The sequence below is a fragment of the Pantoea nemavictus genome, from assembly GCF_037479095.1.
Taxonomy (GTDB): Bacteria; Pseudomonadota; Gammaproteobacteria; order Enterobacterales; family Enterobacteriaceae; genus Pantoea; species Pantoea nemavictus.
Window position 1 is genome coordinate 71,290 of record NZ_JBBGZW010000001.1, and the last position, 17,155, is coordinate 88,444.

Here is a 17,155-nt window from a genome sequence, read left to right on the forward strand (position 1 = left end):
AAAACCCGCTCCGGCGGGTTTTTTAGTTTCTTATCCAGCATGATGGCTATGCATGCGGCTGTTGTGCCCCATATATCGCGTTTAACGAACCTTCATCAATCGCTTGCTTATAATGCTTGCGACACACCGAAATATAGCGCTCATTACCACCGATAACGACCTGTTCGCCTTCACTGAAAGGTTTGCCGTTTGCATCGAGACGTAAAACCATGCTGGCTTTACGGCCACAATGACAAATGGTTTTTAACTCAACCAGTTTATCCGCCCACGCAAGTAAGTATTGGCTACCAACAAACAACTCGCCGCGAAAATCGGTACGTAATCCGTAACACAGTACCGGAATATCTAGGTTATCTACCACATCAGACAACGCTTTAACCTGCTCTCGCGTGAGGAATTGACTTTCATCGACCAACACACAGTGCACCGCTTGTTTAGCATGCTCGGCGGCAATATCCTGATCCAGCTTCGTCTCTGCGTTATATAAAAACGCAGGAGACGAGAGGCCGATGCGTGAACTGACTTTGCCCGCGCCAAAGCGATCGTCAATTTCAGCGGTATAAACCAGCGAACGCATACCGCGTTCGTGATAATTATAGGAAGACTGAAGCAAAGCCGTTGATTTGCCCGCATTCATCGCAGAGTAATAAAAATAAAGTTGAGCCATAAGCAAAATCTCATCGCAGCCTGAATCTGTTGCGCCGCAGTCTAGCATAAAGTTGTATAGCTGTAGCGATGCATTCTTTTTATCATCTGCTCAAATTAACATCGTTAGTAAGCGCCGTTTCGCTGCAACAATACTAAGAAAGCACGTTTTGGCAAAGTACAACTTATGCCGATATTTTATTCATTACTATTACTGGTGAAGTGTTAGGAATAGCTGATGGTAATGCATGCGGTACAAAGGCTCAGCTTAAAAAGATTACTAAACGCGTAAATATATTTTGTATATCGTTCTAAAATCACCCTTTATTTTTTAATTTACGTTTTGCTTTTAAATCTGGCTATTGCAGTTATTTTTTCGCACCACTATTATGAGACGGCAGAACCACTCCCATTTAATATATTTTGGATTAGGACAATGAGCGAAGCACTTAGAATTCTTAATAATATCCGTACATTGCGCGCACAAGCTCGGGAATGCTCTCTGGAAACGCTGGAAGAGATGCTGGAAAAACTCGAAGTTGTAGTCAATGAGCGTCGCGAAGAAGATTCGCATCTACAAACGGAAAATGCCGAACGTAACCGCAAGCTTGAACAGTATCGTGAGATGTTAATTGCAGACGGTATCGATCCGAATGAATTGTTGCAGGCATTATCTGAGACCAAAACATCCAGTAAAGCCAAGCGTGCTGCTCGTCCTGCTAAATATTCATATGTCGACGAAAACGGTGAAAACCGCACCTGGACTGGTCAAGGTCGGACGCCTGCAGTAATTAAAAAAGCAATTGAAGAACAAGGAAAACAACTGGACGATTTCCTACTGTAATCATTTCAGTGCTTCGAATTGTGAATAGCAAATAGTGCATTCACTTTCCACCAGGTAAGAAAAAGGAAGCCATAGGCTTCCTTTTTTTATGCTCAATTATTGTTGATAGAAGTGGCGATACCATTCAACAAAATGCTTCACACCCTCTTCCACACCCGTTTGTGGGCGGAAGTTAATTGCTTCATACAGCGGCTGGGTATCAGCACTGGTGCTCAGCACATCGCCCGGTTGCATTGGCAGCATATTTTTCTTTGCCTCAATTCCCAGCGCCTTTTCCAGCGACTCAATGTAAGTCATCAAACTTACAGGTTGGCTATTACCGATGTTGAAAACACGATAGGGAGCTGAACTGCTTGCTGGAGAACCCGCTTCAACTGTCCATTTATCATCTGATGTCGGAATGACATCCTGCAAACGCACGATCGCTTCTGCAATATCATCAATATAGGTGAAGTCGCGCGTCATTTGCCCGTTGTTATACACATCAATTTGCTCACCCGCTAACATCGCACGGGTAAATTTGAACAGAGCCATATCCGGACGGCCCCAGGGTCCATAAACGGTGAAGAAGCGTAATCCAGTTGTGGGTAATTGATAAAGATGAGAATAGGTATGCGACATCAATTCGTTGGCTTTTTTAGTGGCCGCATAAAGTGAAACAGGATGGTCAACGGAGTCGTCCGTTGAAAAAGGCATTTTACGGTTGAGCCCGTATACTGAACTGGATGATGCATATAAAAGATGGCCGATCTTATGATGGCGGCAACCTTCAAGAATATTGAGGTGACCGATTAAGTTAGCATCAGCATAGGCATGTGGATTTTCAATCGAATAACGTACGCCGGCCTGAGCGCCCAAATGGATTACGCGTTCAAACGCATGCTCAGCGAATAAAGAAGAAATGGCCTGGCGATCCGCCAGGTCCATTTTTACGAAAATAAAATCAGGGTGTTGAGTGTTCTGATCCAATCGGGCCTGTTTCAGGCTAACATCATAGTAGTCATTCAGGTTATCGATACCGACAACCTGGTGACCAGCGGCCAGCAAGCGCTGACTAACGTGAAATCCAATAAAACCTGCCGCGCCGGTGACCAGAAACTTCATACATCCCTCATTATTCTACGGTTTTAATTGACGCTCCGCGGCCGATTGCATAGTACGTGAAGCCGCGTTTGCTAATACGCTCTGGATCATACAGGTTACGACCATCAAAAATCACGGGTTGTTTTAACGCATTTTTGATGACATCGAAATCTGGCGCACGGAAGTTTTGCCATTCAGTACAGATAACTAAGCCATCCGCACCCTGCAGCGCGGCTTCCTTAGTACCCATCAGCTTAAGATCATCACGATGACCGTAAACGCGCTGGGCTTCATCCATCGCTTCCGGGTCAAACGCCTGAACCGTTGCACCCGCTTCCCACAGCGTTTCCATCAGCACACGGCTAGAAGCTTCACGCATGTCGTCAGTGTTGGGTTTGAATGCCAGTCCCCACAGAGCGAAGGTCTTGCCGCGCAAATCGTCACCGAAATGGCGCTTGATGAAGTTCGGCAGCTTGCTCTTCTGAGAATCGTTAACGTCTTCTACCGCCTGCAGCAGGCGCGGTGTGTAACCGATAGACTCAGCAGTGCGAATCAGCGCCTGCACGTCTTTCGGGAAACAAGAACCGCCGTAACCACAACCCGGATAGATGAAGTGGTAACCGATACGCGAGTCGGAACCAATACCCTGACGGACTTTCTCGACGTCGGCTCCCAGACGTTCTGCCAGGTTGGAAATCTCATTCATGAAGCTGATTTTGGTTGCCAACATGCAGTTTGCCGCGTATTTCGTCAGCTCTGCACTGCGGATATCCATTAAAATCATACGATCATGATTACGGTTGAACGGTTCGTACAGTTCACGTAACAGCTCAACCACTTCATCGTTATCCGTACCGACAACGATACGCTCCGGACGCATGCAGTCATTAACTGCGGCGCCTTCCTTGAGGAATTCCGGATTTGAAACCACGTCAAAAGCGATATTCACATCGCGCTTTTGCAACGTTTCCGTCATTACCGCACGAACACGATCCGCTGTACCCACTGGCACAGTAGATTTGTCGATAACAACTTTATGATCGTTCATGTGCTGTGCAATGGTGCGCGCAACTGCAGTCACATATTTCAGATCGGCAGAACCGTCTTCATCGGGTGGAGTACCCACAGCGATGAACTGCATCACACCATGATTAACGCCTTCTTCCGCATTGGTGCTGAACTTAAGGCGACCCGACTCATAATTAGACATTACGAGTGGTGTCAGGCCTGGTTCAAAAATCGGAATATGGCCTTTCTTTAAATTTTCGACTTTCTTTTCGTCGACATCAATACAGAGAACGTCATGTCCGACTTCGGCTAACACCGCAGCCTGAACCAGACCGACATAGCCGATACCAAATACAGTGACTTTCATTGAATTATCCTGTGTTTATTGAGTTACTTTTTGTTGCCTACAGCGCCTTCAAGCCACTGGGTAAAATCTTTACCCAATACTGGATGGCGAACGCCGTACTCAACAAAGGCTTGCATGTAACCCAGTTTGTTACCGCAGTCATGGCTTACGCCGTTCAGGTGATAAGCCTCAACGGTCTCTTTTTCCATCAACATTGCAATGGAGTCAGTCAGCTGAACTTCGCCACCTGCGCCTGGAGGAGTTTTAGCCAGCAGCGGCCAGATATCAGCAGACAGCACGTAACGACCCACTACTGCCAGGTTAGATGGAGCTTCTGAAGCTTTAGGCTTCTCAACTACGCCCACCATTGGCGCGCTCTGGCCTGGTGCAAGATCAGCCCCCTGGCAGTCAACCACGCCATAAGCGGTAACATCAGCTACAGGTTCAACCATGATCTGGCTACGACCGCTCTCTTCATAGCGAGTCAGCATCTCTGCCAGGTTATCTTTGGTTGGGTCAGATTCGTATTCATCAATGATGACGTCTGGCAGGATAACGGCGAAAGGCTCATCGCCAATCAGTGGATGTGCACACATCACCGCATGGCCCAGACCTTTGGCAATACCCTGACGAACCTGCATGATGGTTACGTGTGGTGGGCAGATTGACTGAATTTCATCCAGCAGCTGACGTTTAACACGTTTTTCCAGCATGGATTCCAGTTCAAAACTGGTATCAAAGTGGTTTTCGATGGCGTTTTTAGAAGAGTGTGTAACCAGCACAATCTCGTTAATGCCTGCTGCAATGCACTCATTCACGACATACTGGATCAACGGCTTATCGACCAGCGGTAACATCTCTTTTGGAATAGCTTTAGTAGCAGGCAGCATACGCGTACCGAGACCTGCAACAGGGATTACCGCTTTTTTTACTTTAGTCTTATAGGCAGACATCTAAATACCTCTCTTAATAGGCCGTTCAAGTTATTACTTGATATGTCGGTTTAAAAACGAAATGAGTATATCAGTTACTATCAGGCGGATTTATCCTGGATGGAGCTAATCCGCGGAAATTAAGACTATTACCCAAGTGTAAAGCTTGCCCCTGGTCCTGTCTTTAACCCGCGGAAAATTTAAATCCGGTTGATTATTCTTCAGCTGATAGCATCAAACGTAGCCTGCCGCCGGCACCCCAAATATGACACTGCCATGCATCTGCGCGCTGGCTGATTTGGTTGAGATGGGTACTGCCCATTGTACCGAGTGGCACGCCGTTACTGAGTTGAATTTGGTGGGTATTAATATGCAGCGTGGCATTCAAACCGGCCGAAACCAGTATCAGATTTTTCAATTGTCGATGGTAATAACCCACCAGCAAAGGGAACTGACCGCTGAGATTGGCCTGCCGCAATAGCATATTGACCTGACGCAGCAGACCATTTAACTCTGGTAATCGCTGCTTTTGTCCAGAGAGTTGTTCCTGCAATAAACCGTTAAATAATGCACGCAGTAACAGCGCGGCTAACACACCGTTATCTCCAGCGCGCGTCACATCAAGACAGTAGAATGCAAGATCGTTATCAGATAATGCCGCAATATCCAGCACTAACCCCGGCTGTTCAGCCATGGTGAGCTGACGATAATTAATACGGCAATTGGCGATAGTTTGCTGAACCGGCGGCTGTAATTGTTTGAGTAATTTCGACGCGGCCAATGGATCGCTTACCAGAGCATCCCAATCCTGAAAAAGCTGCTCATCTTCCTCCACCTTTGAAGTGAACATCGATGGATAAAGACACTCGAATACGGCCTCTCTGAAGCGTTCAAGGTTTTTAAGCGGTTTCAACAACACATCCTGAACGCCCAATCGCAATACATGCGCAATATCCGCCATATTTTGTGTGGCAGAGATAATCAAAATGGGCACATTGTTGCCGCGCGTACGAATGCGTTCAACAAACGGAATGCCCCCCATGCGCGGCATTTCAAGATCGCAAATAACCAAATCCACTGACTGTGCGGACAGTAAGGTCAAACCATCAAGGCCATCACCAGCTTCAAGCGTGCTTGCGCCCAAACTTGTCAGTAAATTGTCTATCAATGAACGGAAAACGACCTCATCTTCGACAATGAGAATCTTTTTGCCGATTAGCGGTTTTTCCATTCTCTCCCCCTGCGTACCAGATAATTCAATAGTGGTTCATAAAATGCAGTTGCGCCTTTCAGAATCGACTGAAGTAGCAACACTTGTGAATGAACAACCTGACTATCTGCCACGGACCAGCGGTAATAGTTCATCCATTTTCTTCTCAACGGCGGCCTTGCCTGCCGCGATGGCTTCTTCTGCACGATGGAAGTCCAGTGTGGAAATTTGTGGACAAAACGGCTGAATCAGCACATCCGGCGGGTCGCCCGCCATGCGGTTACGTTTCAGACGATTTTCCAGTACCTGAATGGATGTAGACATAATCTCCATCGCACCCGGCGTTTGATTAGCTCGGCGATGCGTCAAACCCACAATGCGTTGACGCAATTTTTTACCCCAACTCAGCGCTTCAACTGCCGCCGCTTCTTCACCGCTTTGCGGCGTTACTGATAGTAGATCCTGCTGCATCAGGTGCGCGTCGTGCTGTAAATCAACAGCAATAACAATATCGGCACCCAACGCACGGGTTAGTGAGATTGGCACAGGATTAACCACTGCTCCATCTACTAACCAATACCCATTGTAAGCGATAGGTGGTAATAAGCCTGGCATACTACAGGACGCGCGCACAGCTTGATGCAAATCGCCCTCGGTCAACCACACTTCTCGTCCGGTACTCAAATTGGTAGCCACTACGCCAAAAGGTTTACCGCAGTCATCAATAAGTTCATTTGGAATGAGCTGTCGAATATGGCTGAACACCCTATCGCCGCGCAGCAACCCGCCGCGCTGCCAGGAGAGATCCATCAAGCGGATAACGTCCCAGTAACGAAATGCGCTCACCCATTTTTCCATCACGCCCAGCCGACCATTTACGTAGGCCGAGCCAACTAGCGCACCCACTGAACAACCCGCCACCACATCGATTTCAATCCCCGCGCGCTCGAGCGCAGTAATTACGCCGATGTGTGACCATCCTTTAGCGGCACCTGAACCTAGTGCCAGCCCAATCCTGACTTTTCTCATCTCACCTCGTGATTAGCCTGGTACGTAGCATCACGCCTGACAGTCGGCTACCATAGCGCACGCTTTAATTTACTTTAATCACTTCCAGGAGATGACGTGTCTGAAAAGTGCCCTTGCTGCAGCGGAAAGGAGTATAGCTTATGTTGCCAACCCTATCTGAATGGCCAAGCGAACCCGTCCAGCGCGGAACAGTTGATGCGCTCACGTTACAGTGCCTATGTCGTTAAAAATGCTGCGTGGTTGGCTGCGACTTGGCACTCCAGTAAACGCGTGGCCGACCTCGAAACGTTATTATCTGAAAGTTTTTCCGGTACTGAATGGCTGGGTTTGAATGTAACTCGTTGTAATGATGGAAGCCATGAGAATGAAGCCTTTATAACGTTTTTTGCGCGTTACCTCGAAAAAGGCCGCACTTCAGCGATCTATGAATGTTCGCGCTTTCTTCGCGAGGATCAACGCTGGTACTATGTTGACGGAACAACGCCTGAGTTAGGACGTAACGATCGCTGTCCTTGTGGCTCCGATAAAAAATACAAAAAATGTTGTGGCTAATCTGGACAGATACACAACGGCTTTACCATTCATCGCTTTGACAGGACTCTGATCGAGATGCAAGCGCAAACCATCCAACGAAAAGTTTTACGAACCATTTGCCCTGATGCGAAAGGTCTGATCGCCAAGATCACCAACATTTGCTACAAGCACGAACTTAACATTGTGCAGAACAATGAGTTTGTCGATCACCGTACCGGGCGCTTTTTCATGCGCACAGAGCTGGAAGGGATTTTCAACGACAACACCTTGTTGGCCGATCTCGATAGCGCGCTGCCAACCGGTTCAGTCCGTGAGTTGCAAAGTGCCGGACGCCGCCGTGTGGTGATTCTGGTAACCAAAGAGGCACACTGCCTTGGCGACCTGCTGATGAAAAGTGCGTTTGGCGGTCTCGATATGGAGATTGCAGCGGTCATCGGTAACCACGAAACCCTGCGCTCGCTGGTTGAACGTTTCGACATTCCGTTTGTGTTGGTGAGCCACGAAGGTCACACGCGTGAAGAGCACGATAACCGTATGGCGGACGAAATTGACCGCTATCAGCCTGATTACGTGGTACTGGCCAAATACATGCGTGTATTAACGCCAGCCTTCGTTCAGCGCTATCCAAACCAGATCATCAATATTCACCACTCTTTCTTGCCAGCGTTTATCGGTGCGCGTCCGTATCATCAGGCGTACGAGCGTGGTGTGAAAATCATTGGCGCAACCGCGCACTATGTAAATGATAATCTTGATGAAGGTCCGATCATCATGCAGGACGTAATTAACGTCGATCACAGCTATACCGCAGAAGAGATGATGCGTGCTGGACGTGACGTTGAGAAAAATGTGTTGAGCCGCGCACTGTATAAAGTTCTGGGCCAACGCGTATTCGTTTACGGCAATCGCACGATCATTCTTTAACCACTTTGGCGCTGAGCTGTTCAACTCTTCAGCGCCACGCGTAAAAAGTGGACAAACGATTTTTATTTTATGTGACGGCGCTTTACAGGCTGAGTGCATTTGGTATGATGCGCCCCGCTTTAAGACGCAATGATTCAGGCCAGTGGTGGGATTCCCGAGCGGCCAAAGGGAGCAGACTGTAAATCTGCCGTCACAGACTTCGAAGGTTCGAATCCTTCTCCCACCACCATCTGAATCGTCTCTCTGAAGCCACAACAAGCAACATCCCTGGTGGGATTCCCGAGCGGCCAAAGGGAGCAGACTGTAAATCTGCCGTCACAGACTTCGAAGGTTCGAATCCTTCTCCCACCACCACCGAATATTCTCCCTCTTCAATTAAATCCCCAAACTTATATCTTGCTTCACGAGAAGGATGAGAAGCTTCGACTGAAGGTTCGAGTCGAACAACGTGAGACAACGCGCTTCAGCGCGGCCTGAAGGGTGAGACGCATCGCGTCGAATAATCCTTCTCCCACCACTATCCTGTATTTCCCCTTTCGCTTTAATCGCTGTTTTATCCCGCTTCTCATCATGACATTTACCTAAAAACTCGTTACCATCCCGCCATACTTTTGCGGATAGAAATGGCAGCGAAATGAAATTTGTCTCTTTCAACATCAACGGCTTGCGTGCACGTCCTCATCAATTAGAAGCGCTGGTTGAACAGCATCAACCCGATGTTATTGGTTTGCAGGAAACCAAAGTGCATGACGATATGTTCCCGCTCGAGGACGTCAGCAAACTGGGCTATCACGTATTTTATCACGGGCAAAAAGGTCATTATGGTGTCGCACTGCTGACGAAAGCGGAGCCGATAAGCGTGAGCCGTGGTTTCCCCGGCGATGAAGAAGATGCGCAGCGTCGTTTGATCATGGCGGAAATCCCCAGCCCGATCGGCGATATCACCGTAATTAACGGCTATTTCCCACAAGGAGAAAGCCGCGACCACCCCACCAAATTCCCCGCCAAAGAGAAGTTTTATCGCGATCTGCAAAGCTATCTTGAGCAGCAATTAGCCGTCGATAAACCGGTGTTGATCATGGGTGATATGAACATCAGCAGCACCGATTTTGATATCGGCATTGGTGAAGAGAATCGTAAGCGTTGGCTGCGCACCGGTAAATGTTCGTTCCTGCCTGAAGAGCGTGAATGGATGGATCGCTTACTGCAGTGGGGATTGGTTGATACCTGGCGCGATAAATTCCCGGCAACCAACGACCGCTTCTCGTGGTTTGACTACCGCTCAAAAGGCTTTGATGATAATCGTGGGTTACGCATCGATCTGTTGCTAGCGAGCCAGCCACTGGCGTCGCGTTGTATTGAGAGCGGTATCGATTACGACATCCGTAGTATGGAAAAACCGTCTGATCACGCGCCCGTTTGGTCGACGTTTAAGCTGTGAGGAAACAGCGTGGCGGTAAATCGCCACGCTGTTTTTATTTGATGATCTTCCAGATGAGTGGATTTGTGCCCAAGACTTTTTCGTCCCGTCCACATTGCAACAGCACACCTTCCGCCTTCACCACCGCACCTTCAGAATAGCTACGATTCTCATAGGTACAGCACTGCATGCAGTCGCTTTGGCGACTGTTTTTGCCCTGCGTCCACACTTCGTCAGGCATATCCACCACCACATCCGTATTGCCCATACGATTACTCTCCGGCTGGCGGTTGGCCAGCGCAGAGGTACTGCATAACAACAGTCCGCTCAGCAGCAACATTGCATAACGCATCACTCTGTCTCCTTGGTTTTGCGACGAGCCGTTTTCGGTTTAGCTCTCTTTTTTAGCCCAGGCGCAGTCAATCCGCGAAAGGCCTGTAGCGACGGACGCTGGCGTGCTTCACCAATCAACCCGATTAAGGTGCTGACCAGCGGTTGCATAAACTCATCGTAGCGGCAGGCTTTTTCACTGATGCGCGTCAGCGTCGATTCCCACTGCGCCGTCATATCCGGCCGCGCAGCCATTTCAGGCAACGCATGAATCAGCGCCCTGCCCGCCTCTGTCGAGTGAATATAGCGACCTTTTTTCACCAGGAAAGTGCGGCGAAACAGTAATTCAATAATACCTGCTCTCGTCGCCTCCGTACCTAAACCATCGGTTGCGCGCAGGACTTTCTTTAATTCTTTATCCTGCACGAAGCGAGCAATGCCGGTCATAGCTGATAATAAGGTGGCATCAGTGAACGGGCGTGGCGGTTGCGTTTGTTTGGCCAGCACTTCGCCGCGCTCACAGAGCAACTCATCACCTTTACTTACCACCGGCAATGGCGTGCCATCATTCTCCTCATCGCGCTCTTTGCTGCCTAATAATGCGCGCCAGCCGGCTTCCGCCAGAAAACGTGCTTTGGCAATAAACTTGCCGCCGCCAATATCGAGGTCAATAACGCACTTACGGAACACCGCATCGGGACAAAACTGCATGAGATATTGGCGCGCTATCAAGCCGTAAATATTGGCTTCATTTTCGGTCAGATTAACCTTACTGGCGCGCGCGGTTGGGATAATGGCGTGGTGCGCATCGACTTTTTTATCATCCCAACAGCGGTTCTTCTGATCGGGGTTAAAGTCCGTTGGCGGTGTCAGATTGGGCTGATGGGCCTTAATCGCGTTCAATACTGCCTGGCGCCCGGCAAAATGCTCATCGGGCAGATAACGGCTATCGGAACGTGGGTAAGTAATCAGTTTATGGGTTTCGTACAGGCGCTGGCAGCAATCCAGCACATTCTGCGCACTGAGGCCATAACGCTTACCCGCCTCAATCTGCAGGCCAGACAGAGAGTAAGGCAGCGGCGCGGTATCGGATTCACGTTTATCGTTGTATCCGGTGACTAGCGCAGGTTTGCCATTGATGCGCTCCAGCACATGATCTGCCAGCGGACGGTGCAGCAGCCGCCCCTCTTCATCCTGCCAGGGTTCACAGGCATCGCTCGGCACCCAGCTAGCAACAAAACGTTCTTCTTTTGGCGTAACGATGTGCGCTTTGACTTCGAAGTAATCCTTCGGGATAAAGTTCTCAATCTCTTCATCACGCCGCACCACCAAACCCAGTACCGGCGTTTGTACACGGCCGACCGACAGCACGCCATCGTAACCGGCATTACGCCCCAGCAAGGTCCATGCGCGGGTCATATTGATGCCATACAGCCAGTCAGCACGCGACCGCGCTAGCGCAGACACACAGAGTGGAATGAATTCACGGTTCTCACGTAAGCGTCCGACGGCACGCTCCACTGCCGAAGGATTGAGATCGTTAATCAGGCAACGCTGTACCGTTTGGCGTTTTTCTGGCGCGAGTTGCAGATAATCCAGCACCTCATCCACCAGTAGTTGCCCTTCACGGTCGGGGTCACCCGCATGCACTACCATGCTGGCTTGCTGCAACAATCCTTCAATCACTTTCAGCTGCTTCGCCACCGAGGGACGCGGCTGCAAGCGCCACTTTTCCGGAATGATCGGCAAATCGGCCAGATTCCAGCGCGCATAGCGGCTGTCATAACTGTCGGGCTGCGCCTGCTCCAGCAGGTGCCCGACACACCAGGTCACAACCTGGTCATTCCCACAGGCAATATAGCCGTCGCCGCGTCGATGCGGCTTCGGCAACACGTCGGCAATCGCACGCGCTAAGCTGGGTTTTTCGGCAATAAACAAACGCATGAATGGCGTCGTTCCTTAACGTCAGGTAACTACGGTAATCAAAGGACGATCAGATTCGGCGGCAAATAGCTCACCAATCGACGCAATTTGCACGCCTGCTTCAGCAGCACAGCGCGTGAACGCCTCGATAGCGCTGGGTTGAACCGCCACCAGCAGGCCGCCGGACGTTTGCGGATCGCACAGCAGCGCACGGGTGGCATCATCGACTGGTGAAACATGCGCACCGTAACTGGCGAAATTACGGCTGGTGCCGCCCGGCACTGCTCCAGCGGCAATATAATCATCAACACCCGCTAAACGCGGTACATTTGCCGCGTTCACCTCGGCTCGCAATCCAGAACCGTGACAGATTTCGCTGAGGTGACCCAGTAAGCCAAAACCGGTCACATCAGTCATGGCGCTAACGCCCGCGAGTTTGGCAAACTCCGCCCCGGCGCTATTTAGCTGACACATCACATCTGCAGCCAGCGCCTGATGTTCAGGCCGCAGCAGGCCTTTTTTCTCAGCGGTAGTGAGGATACCGATGCCCAGCGGTTTGGTGAGAAACAGCTGACATCCGGCCTGCGCCGCGCTGTTCTTTTTCACGCGCGCCACATCAACAATGCCGGTCACGGCCAGACCGAAAATTGGCTCAGGCGCATCAATCGAATGGCCGCCAGCCAGCGCAATACCCGCAGCCTGACAGGCTGCCCGCCCACCGTCGACCACTTGCTGCGCCACTTCCGGACTCAGCACATTCACCGGCCAGCCTAAAATGGCGATCGCCATGATCGGTTTTCCGCCCATTGCGTAGATATCGCTAATGGCGTTAGTGGCGGCGATACGGCCAAAGGTAAAAGGATCGTCGACGATCGGCATAAAGAAATCGGTGGTGCTAACCACTGCCGTACCGTTACCTAGATCGTATACCGCAGCATCATCGCGCGTTTCATTCCCCACCAGCAGTTGCGGATCGTGGAACGGAGCCAACTCACTGCGGAGAATGGTTTCCAATATCTGCGGCGAAATTTTGCAGCCGCATCCAGCACCATGGCTGTATTGCGTTAAACGAAGAGGTTCACTCATGGCGACGTCCTTATGCGCTGATCAGAAGGCGCTATGTTAGCCTGGCTGTTCGCGGGTGGTAAGTGCTGCACGACCTAACCTCGATCTTTCGCACAGGCTTTGTGCAATCTCTGCAACAGCGCTTAACGTGCCGCAAAAGCCTGCTGCTGTCTGTCAGAAATAACTGACAAACTGCGCCGTGTCAGGCGCCACCACGGTAGTGTTGGCTTTCAACTGCGGCGTGCCCAGATAGAGGAAGCCGACAATGGCATCCTGTTCACGGCAGCCGAAGGCTTGGCGTACTGATGGATGATCGGTCCAGGGGCCGCTGCGCCAGATGCCGTTGAAGCCTTGTGCCACGGCGGCCATTTGCATTGCCATCACCGCGCAACTGGCAGAAGCCAACTGTTCCCAATGCGGTACTTTGGCGTTCTCTTCACAATGCGCCACCACGGTGATAATCATCGGCGCGCGAAATGGCGCAGCCGCCGCTTTGTCGATGGCTTTCTGCTCAAGATCGCTGTCACGTGCGGCTTGTTCCAGTAATTTGCCAAAGCGGTCGCGCCCTTCATTTTCGATAATGATGAAGCGCCACGGCTGCAGCGTGCCATGATCCGGCGCGCGTAACGCTGCGTGCAGAATATTTTGCAGCGCTTCGCCCGCTGGGGCCGGTTCTGCCAGACGCGATGCCGAGCGGCGATTAACTAATAAGTCCAGTGCATCCATTATTCTTCTCCCATGAATAAAAAGCGTGGGCTAATCCTGGCACAGCACGATCTTTTGTAACAGTCTGGCGCGATTTCCTGCTGACATTTCGCACGCCGCTCTTTAGGATGAACCCGACATCGGGGCAGACCGCGTGCTGGCTGCCCTGTTACGTGAATATGGAGAGTTTATGCGCACATTGTGGCGAATTATTTCCGGTCTGTTCCGCTGGACGTGGCGGGTGCTGAATTTTATTCGGGAATTTATTCTTAATTTATTTCTTATTGTATTGATCCTGGCGGGCGTTGGGATTTGGATGCAAGTTTCCAGTTCCAGCAACAGTGAACCCGTTCAGCAAGGCGCGCTGAAAATCGATCTGAGCGGCGTGCTGGTCGATAAACCTTCGGTCAGCAATCGTCTGAGTCGTATTAGCCGTCAATTGTTAGGCGCAAATGGCGATCGCCTGCAGGAGAACTCACTGTTTGATGTGGTGGATGCGATTCGCCAGGCGAAAACCGATAAAAACATTACCGGTATTGTGCTGGAGTTACGTGACTTCGCTGGTGGCGATCAACCTTCGCTGCAATATGTCGGTAAAGCGCTGCGTGAATTCCGTGATGCCGGAAAACCGATTTATGCGGTCGGCGACAGCTACAGCCAGGCGCAATACTACATCGCCAGCTATGCCAACAAAGTTTACCTGTCGCCACAAGGCACGGTGGATTTACACGGTTTCGCGACTAACGGCCTGTATTACAAAAGCCTGCTGGATAAGCTGAAAGTCAGCTCGCACGTGTTCCGCGTGGGTACTTATAAATCTGCGGTTGAGCCGTTCCTGCGTGACGATATGTCACCTGAAGCGCGTGATGCCGACGGCCGTTGGGTGGGTCAGCTGTGGCAGAACTACCTGAACACCGTTGCAGCCAATCGCCAGATTACCGCCGATCAGCTCTTCCCTGGTGCTGCTGGCATTATTAGTGGCCTGCAAGCTGTTCAGGGCGATACGGCAAAATACGCGCTGAACAATAAATTAGTCGATGTGCTTGATACGCGCGCAGCCGCCGATCAGGAGCTGGTCAAAACGTTCGGCTGGGACAAAGCGAATAACGATTATCGTAGCGTAAGTATCTACGACTATAACGTTAAACAACCGCCGCAAAGTCAGGATGGGAACATCGCGGTAATCCTCGCTAGCGGTGCCATCATGGACGGTGAAGAGAGCGCGGGGAATGTCGGTGGTGATACCACCGCATCGCAGATTCGCGATGCGCGTCTTGACCCGAAAATTAAAGCGATTGTACTGCGTGTTAATAGCCCTGGCGGCAGCGTAACGGCATCAGAAGCGATTCGTGAAGAGCTAGCGGCAGCACACGATGCCGGCAAACCGGTAGTGGTTTCCATGGGTGGTATGGCGGCTTCAGGAGGTTACTGGATTTCCACACCTGCCGATTACATCGTGGCGGCACCGAGCACGCTTACCGGTTCGATCGGTATCTTTGGCGTGATTAATACCGTGGAAAACAGCCTGAGCTCGGTTGGCGTGCACACTGACGGTGTCGCGACTTCACCACTGGCGGATGTCGCGACCACCAAAGCTCTGCCGCCTGAAGTACAACAGCTGATGCAGCTCACCATCGAGAATGGTTATCGCAACTTTGTTGGTTTGGTCGCCACTTCACGCCATAAAACGCCTGAGCAAATTAATGCTATTGCACAAGGCCACGTCTGGACCGGCAGCGATGCCAAAGCTAATGGTTTAGTTGATGCGCTGGGAGACTTTGACGACGCCGTGGCAAAAGCCGCCGAGTTGGCGAAAGTCGCGAAACCGGAACTAAGTTGGTATCAGGATGAACCGGGCATGCTCGATTTATTGCTGAATCAGATGAACGCTTCGGTGCAGGCGGTATTGCCCGCAGCGTTGAAAGTCTGGCTACCTGCTCCGATGCTTGATGTGATGAGCGCGGTTAAACAGCAGCCTGGCCTGCTTAATAATCTCAACGATCCGCAAAATCGCTACGCTTTCTGCCTCAACTGCGGCAACGTACGCTAATCTTTACAGCCCGGCCGCTGGTCGGGCTGCTTTTCGTTCGCAATCCCCTTATACTGCGCGCTTTACGGCAAGTCTGAGTTTCATCATGCAAAAGAAAAATATCTATGTAGCCTACACAGGCGGCACCATCGGGATGCAGCGCTCTGCGCAGGGCTACATTCCGGTCTCCGGTCATTTACAGCAGCAGCTGGCAAACATGCCCGAATTCCACCGGCCTGAAATGCCCGATTTTACTATCCATGAATATCAGCCGCTGATGGACTCCTCGGACATGACGCCGCAGGATTGGCAATCGATTGCTAATGATATTCAGCAAAACTACGACCTTTATGACGGTTTTGTCATTTTGCATGGCACCGATACCATGGCGTTCACCGCTTCGGCGCTCTCATTTATGCTGGAAAACCTCGCTAAGCCGGTCATCGTTACCGGTTCGCAAATTCCACTGGCGGAGCTGCGTTCCGATGGACAGCAAAATCTGCTGAACTCGCTGTACGTCGCAGCGAATTATCCAATCAGTGAAGTCGCCCTGTTCTTCAACAACACGCTGTTCCGTGGCAATCGTACCACCAAGGCACACGCTGATGGCTTTAATGCCTTCGCTTCCCCGAATCTATCACCGCTACTCGAAGCTGGAATTCACATTCGTCTGCTGAATACTCCGCCGGCACCACAAGGTAAAGGCGCGCTGATTGTGCATCCGATTACGCCGCAGCCCATTGGTGTTGTGACGATCTATCCGGGTATTTCCGCTGACGTAGTGCGTAACTTCCTGCGTCAACCGGTAAAGGCATTGATTCTGCGATCTTATGGCGTGGGTAATGCGCCGCAGAATGCCGAGTTCCTCTCTGAGCTACAGCAAGCCAGCGATCGCGGCATTGTGGTGGTTAATCTAACGCAGTGTATGTCCGGCAAGGTGAATATGGGCGGCTACGCTACGGGAAATGCCCTGGAACACGCTGGGGTGATCAGCGGTTTTGATCTTACCGTTGAGGCAACATTAACAAAACTGCACTTTTTATTGAGTCAGGACCTTACCAGCGCGGAAATTCGTGCCAAAATGCAGCAAAATTTACGCGGCGAACTGACCGAAGATTGATACGGAGC

16 protein-coding genes, 2 tRNA genes and 1 other RNA gene are annotated in these 17,155 nt (G+C 50.7%); 9 read left to right on the plus strand and 10 right to left on the minus strand.

Features of this window, described 5'->3' with window-relative positions; all coding sequences use genetic code 11:
* Window positions 1–46: 46 nt before the first annotated feature.
* The gene (gene tdk / locus WH298_RS00320; RefSeq protein WP_049852185.1) at window positions 47–667 is read right to left on the minus strand and encodes a thymidine kinase; all 621 of its coding nucleotides are present in this window, start codon (window positions 665–667) and stop codon (window positions 47–49) included.
* A gap of 414 nt (window positions 668–1,081) precedes the next feature.
* Here tdk and hns point away from each other — a divergent pair, with 414 nt between their 5' ends.
* Window positions 1,082–1,489 (plus strand): histone-like nucleoid-structuring protein H-NS, encoded by a 408-nt coding sequence (gene hns / locus WH298_RS00325; RefSeq protein ID WP_007892366.1) that lies wholly within the window; start codon window positions 1,082–1,084, stop codon window positions 1,487–1,489.
* A 96-nt stretch (window positions 1,490–1,585) separates the two neighbouring features.
* Here hns and WH298_RS00330 read toward each other — a convergent pair whose 3' ends face one another.
* The 5 genes from WH298_RS00330 to rssA all read right to left on the minus strand — a co-directional run bounded on the left by WH298_RS00330 (window position 1,586) and on the right by rssA (window position 7,097).
* Window positions 1,586–2,593: an NAD-dependent epimerase gene (locus WH298_RS00330; protein WP_049852184.1), complete on the minus strand. Its 1,008-nt coding sequence runs from the start codon at window positions 2,591–2,593 to the stop codon at window positions 1,586–1,588.
* 10 nt (window positions 2,594–2,603) lie between these two features.
* The gene (locus WH298_RS00335; RefSeq protein ID WP_007892363.1) at window positions 2,604–3,947 is read right to left on the minus strand and encodes a UDP-glucose dehydrogenase family protein; all 1,344 of its coding nucleotides are present in this window, start codon (window positions 3,945–3,947) and stop codon (window positions 2,604–2,606) included.
* Window positions 3,948–3,970: 23 nt separating this feature from the next.
* Window positions 3,971–4,879, minus strand: a complete 909-nt coding sequence (galU, locus tag WH298_RS00340) for a UTP--glucose-1-phosphate uridylyltransferase GalU (protein WP_007892362.1) — start codon at window positions 4,877–4,879, stop codon at window positions 3,971–3,973.
* A 193-nt stretch (window positions 4,880–5,072) separates the two neighbouring features.
* Window positions 5,073–6,089: a two-component system response regulator RssB gene (gene rssB / locus WH298_RS00345; RefSeq protein ID WP_007892361.1), complete on the minus strand. Its 1,017-nt coding sequence runs from the start codon at window positions 6,087–6,089 to the stop codon at window positions 5,073–5,075.
* 102 nt (window positions 6,090–6,191) lie between these two features.
* Entirely contained in the window at window positions 6,192–7,097 is a 906-nt protein-coding gene (gene rssA / locus WH298_RS00350) for a patatin-like phospholipase RssA (RefSeq protein WP_007892360.1), read from the minus strand.
* Window positions 7,098–7,193: 96 nt separating this feature from the next.
* Between rssA and WH298_RS00355 the strand changes: the two genes are divergently transcribed.
* The 6 genes from WH298_RS00355 (at window position 7,194) to xthA (ending at window position 9,996) form a co-directional block, all read left to right on the plus strand.
* A complete protein-coding gene (locus WH298_RS00355) occupies window positions 7,194–7,649 on the plus strand; it encodes a YchJ family protein (RefSeq protein ID WP_180821910.1) in 456 nt (151 codons plus the stop codon).
* Between the two features lie 57 nt (window positions 7,650–7,706).
* Complete coding sequence (gene purU, locus WH298_RS00360; RefSeq protein WP_007892358.1) at window positions 7,707–8,555, plus strand: formyltetrahydrofolate deformylase; 849 nt, start codon at window positions 7,707–7,709, stop codon at window positions 8,553–8,555.
* A 144-nt stretch (window positions 8,556–8,699) separates the two neighbouring features.
* Window positions 8,700–8,784 (plus strand) — tRNA-Tyr (locus tag WH298_RS00365).
* Between the two features lie 40 nt (window positions 8,785–8,824).
* Window positions 8,825–8,909 (plus strand) — tRNA-Tyr (locus tag WH298_RS00370).
* A 37-nt stretch (window positions 8,910–8,946) separates the two neighbouring features.
* Window positions 8,947–9,075: non-coding RNA, RtT sRNA (locus tag WH298_RS00375), on the plus strand.
* Between the two features lie 114 nt (window positions 9,076–9,189).
* Window positions 9,190–9,996 carry an exodeoxyribonuclease III gene (gene xthA / locus WH298_RS00380; protein ID WP_180821911.1) on the plus strand — a complete coding sequence of 269 codons (807 nt, stop codon included), beginning with the start codon at window positions 9,190–9,192 and terminating at the stop codon, window positions 9,994–9,996.
* 34 nt (window positions 9,997–10,030) lie between these two features.
* Here the strand turns inward: xthA and WH298_RS00385 are convergent, their stop codons facing one another.
* The 4 genes from WH298_RS00385 to WH298_RS00400 form a co-directional block, all read right to left on the minus strand.
* Window positions 10,031–10,327 carry a YnjH family protein gene (locus WH298_RS00385; RefSeq protein WP_007889714.1) on the minus strand — a complete coding sequence of 99 codons (297 nt, stop codon included), beginning with the start codon at window positions 10,325–10,327 and terminating at the stop codon, window positions 10,031–10,033.
* Window positions 10,327–12,249 (minus strand): DNA topoisomerase III, encoded by a 1,923-nt coding sequence (locus tag WH298_RS00390; RefSeq protein ID WP_180821912.1) that lies wholly within the window; start codon window positions 12,247–12,249, stop codon window positions 10,327–10,329. The genes WH298_RS00385 and WH298_RS00390 overlap by 1 nt, the downstream gene beginning before the upstream one ends.
* Window positions 12,250–12,270: 21 nt before the next feature.
* Window positions 12,271–13,314 (minus strand): selenide, water dikinase SelD, encoded by a 1,044-nt coding sequence (gene selD, locus WH298_RS00395; RefSeq protein ID WP_180821913.1) that lies wholly within the window; start codon window positions 13,312–13,314, stop codon window positions 12,271–12,273.
* A 153-nt stretch (window positions 13,315–13,467) separates the two neighbouring features.
* Window positions 13,468–14,019 (minus strand): NAD(P)H nitroreductase, encoded by a 552-nt coding sequence (locus tag WH298_RS00400; protein ID WP_007889707.1) that lies wholly within the window; start codon window positions 14,017–14,019, stop codon window positions 13,468–13,470.
* A gap of 169 nt (window positions 14,020–14,188) precedes the next feature.
* Between WH298_RS00400 and sppA the strand changes: the two genes are divergently transcribed.
* Both sppA and ansA read left to right on the plus strand, forming a co-directional pair.
* Window positions 14,189–16,048, plus strand: coding sequence for a signal peptide peptidase SppA (sppA, locus tag WH298_RS00405; protein WP_007889705.1), 1,860 nt, complete (start codon window positions 14,189–14,191; stop codon window positions 16,046–16,048).
* Between the two features lie 85 nt (window positions 16,049–16,133).
* Complete coding sequence (ansA, locus tag WH298_RS00410) at window positions 16,134–17,147, plus strand: asparaginase (RefSeq protein ID WP_180821914.1); 1,014 nt, start codon at window positions 16,134–16,136, stop codon at window positions 17,145–17,147.
* Window positions 17,148–17,155 lie beyond the last annotated feature (8 nt).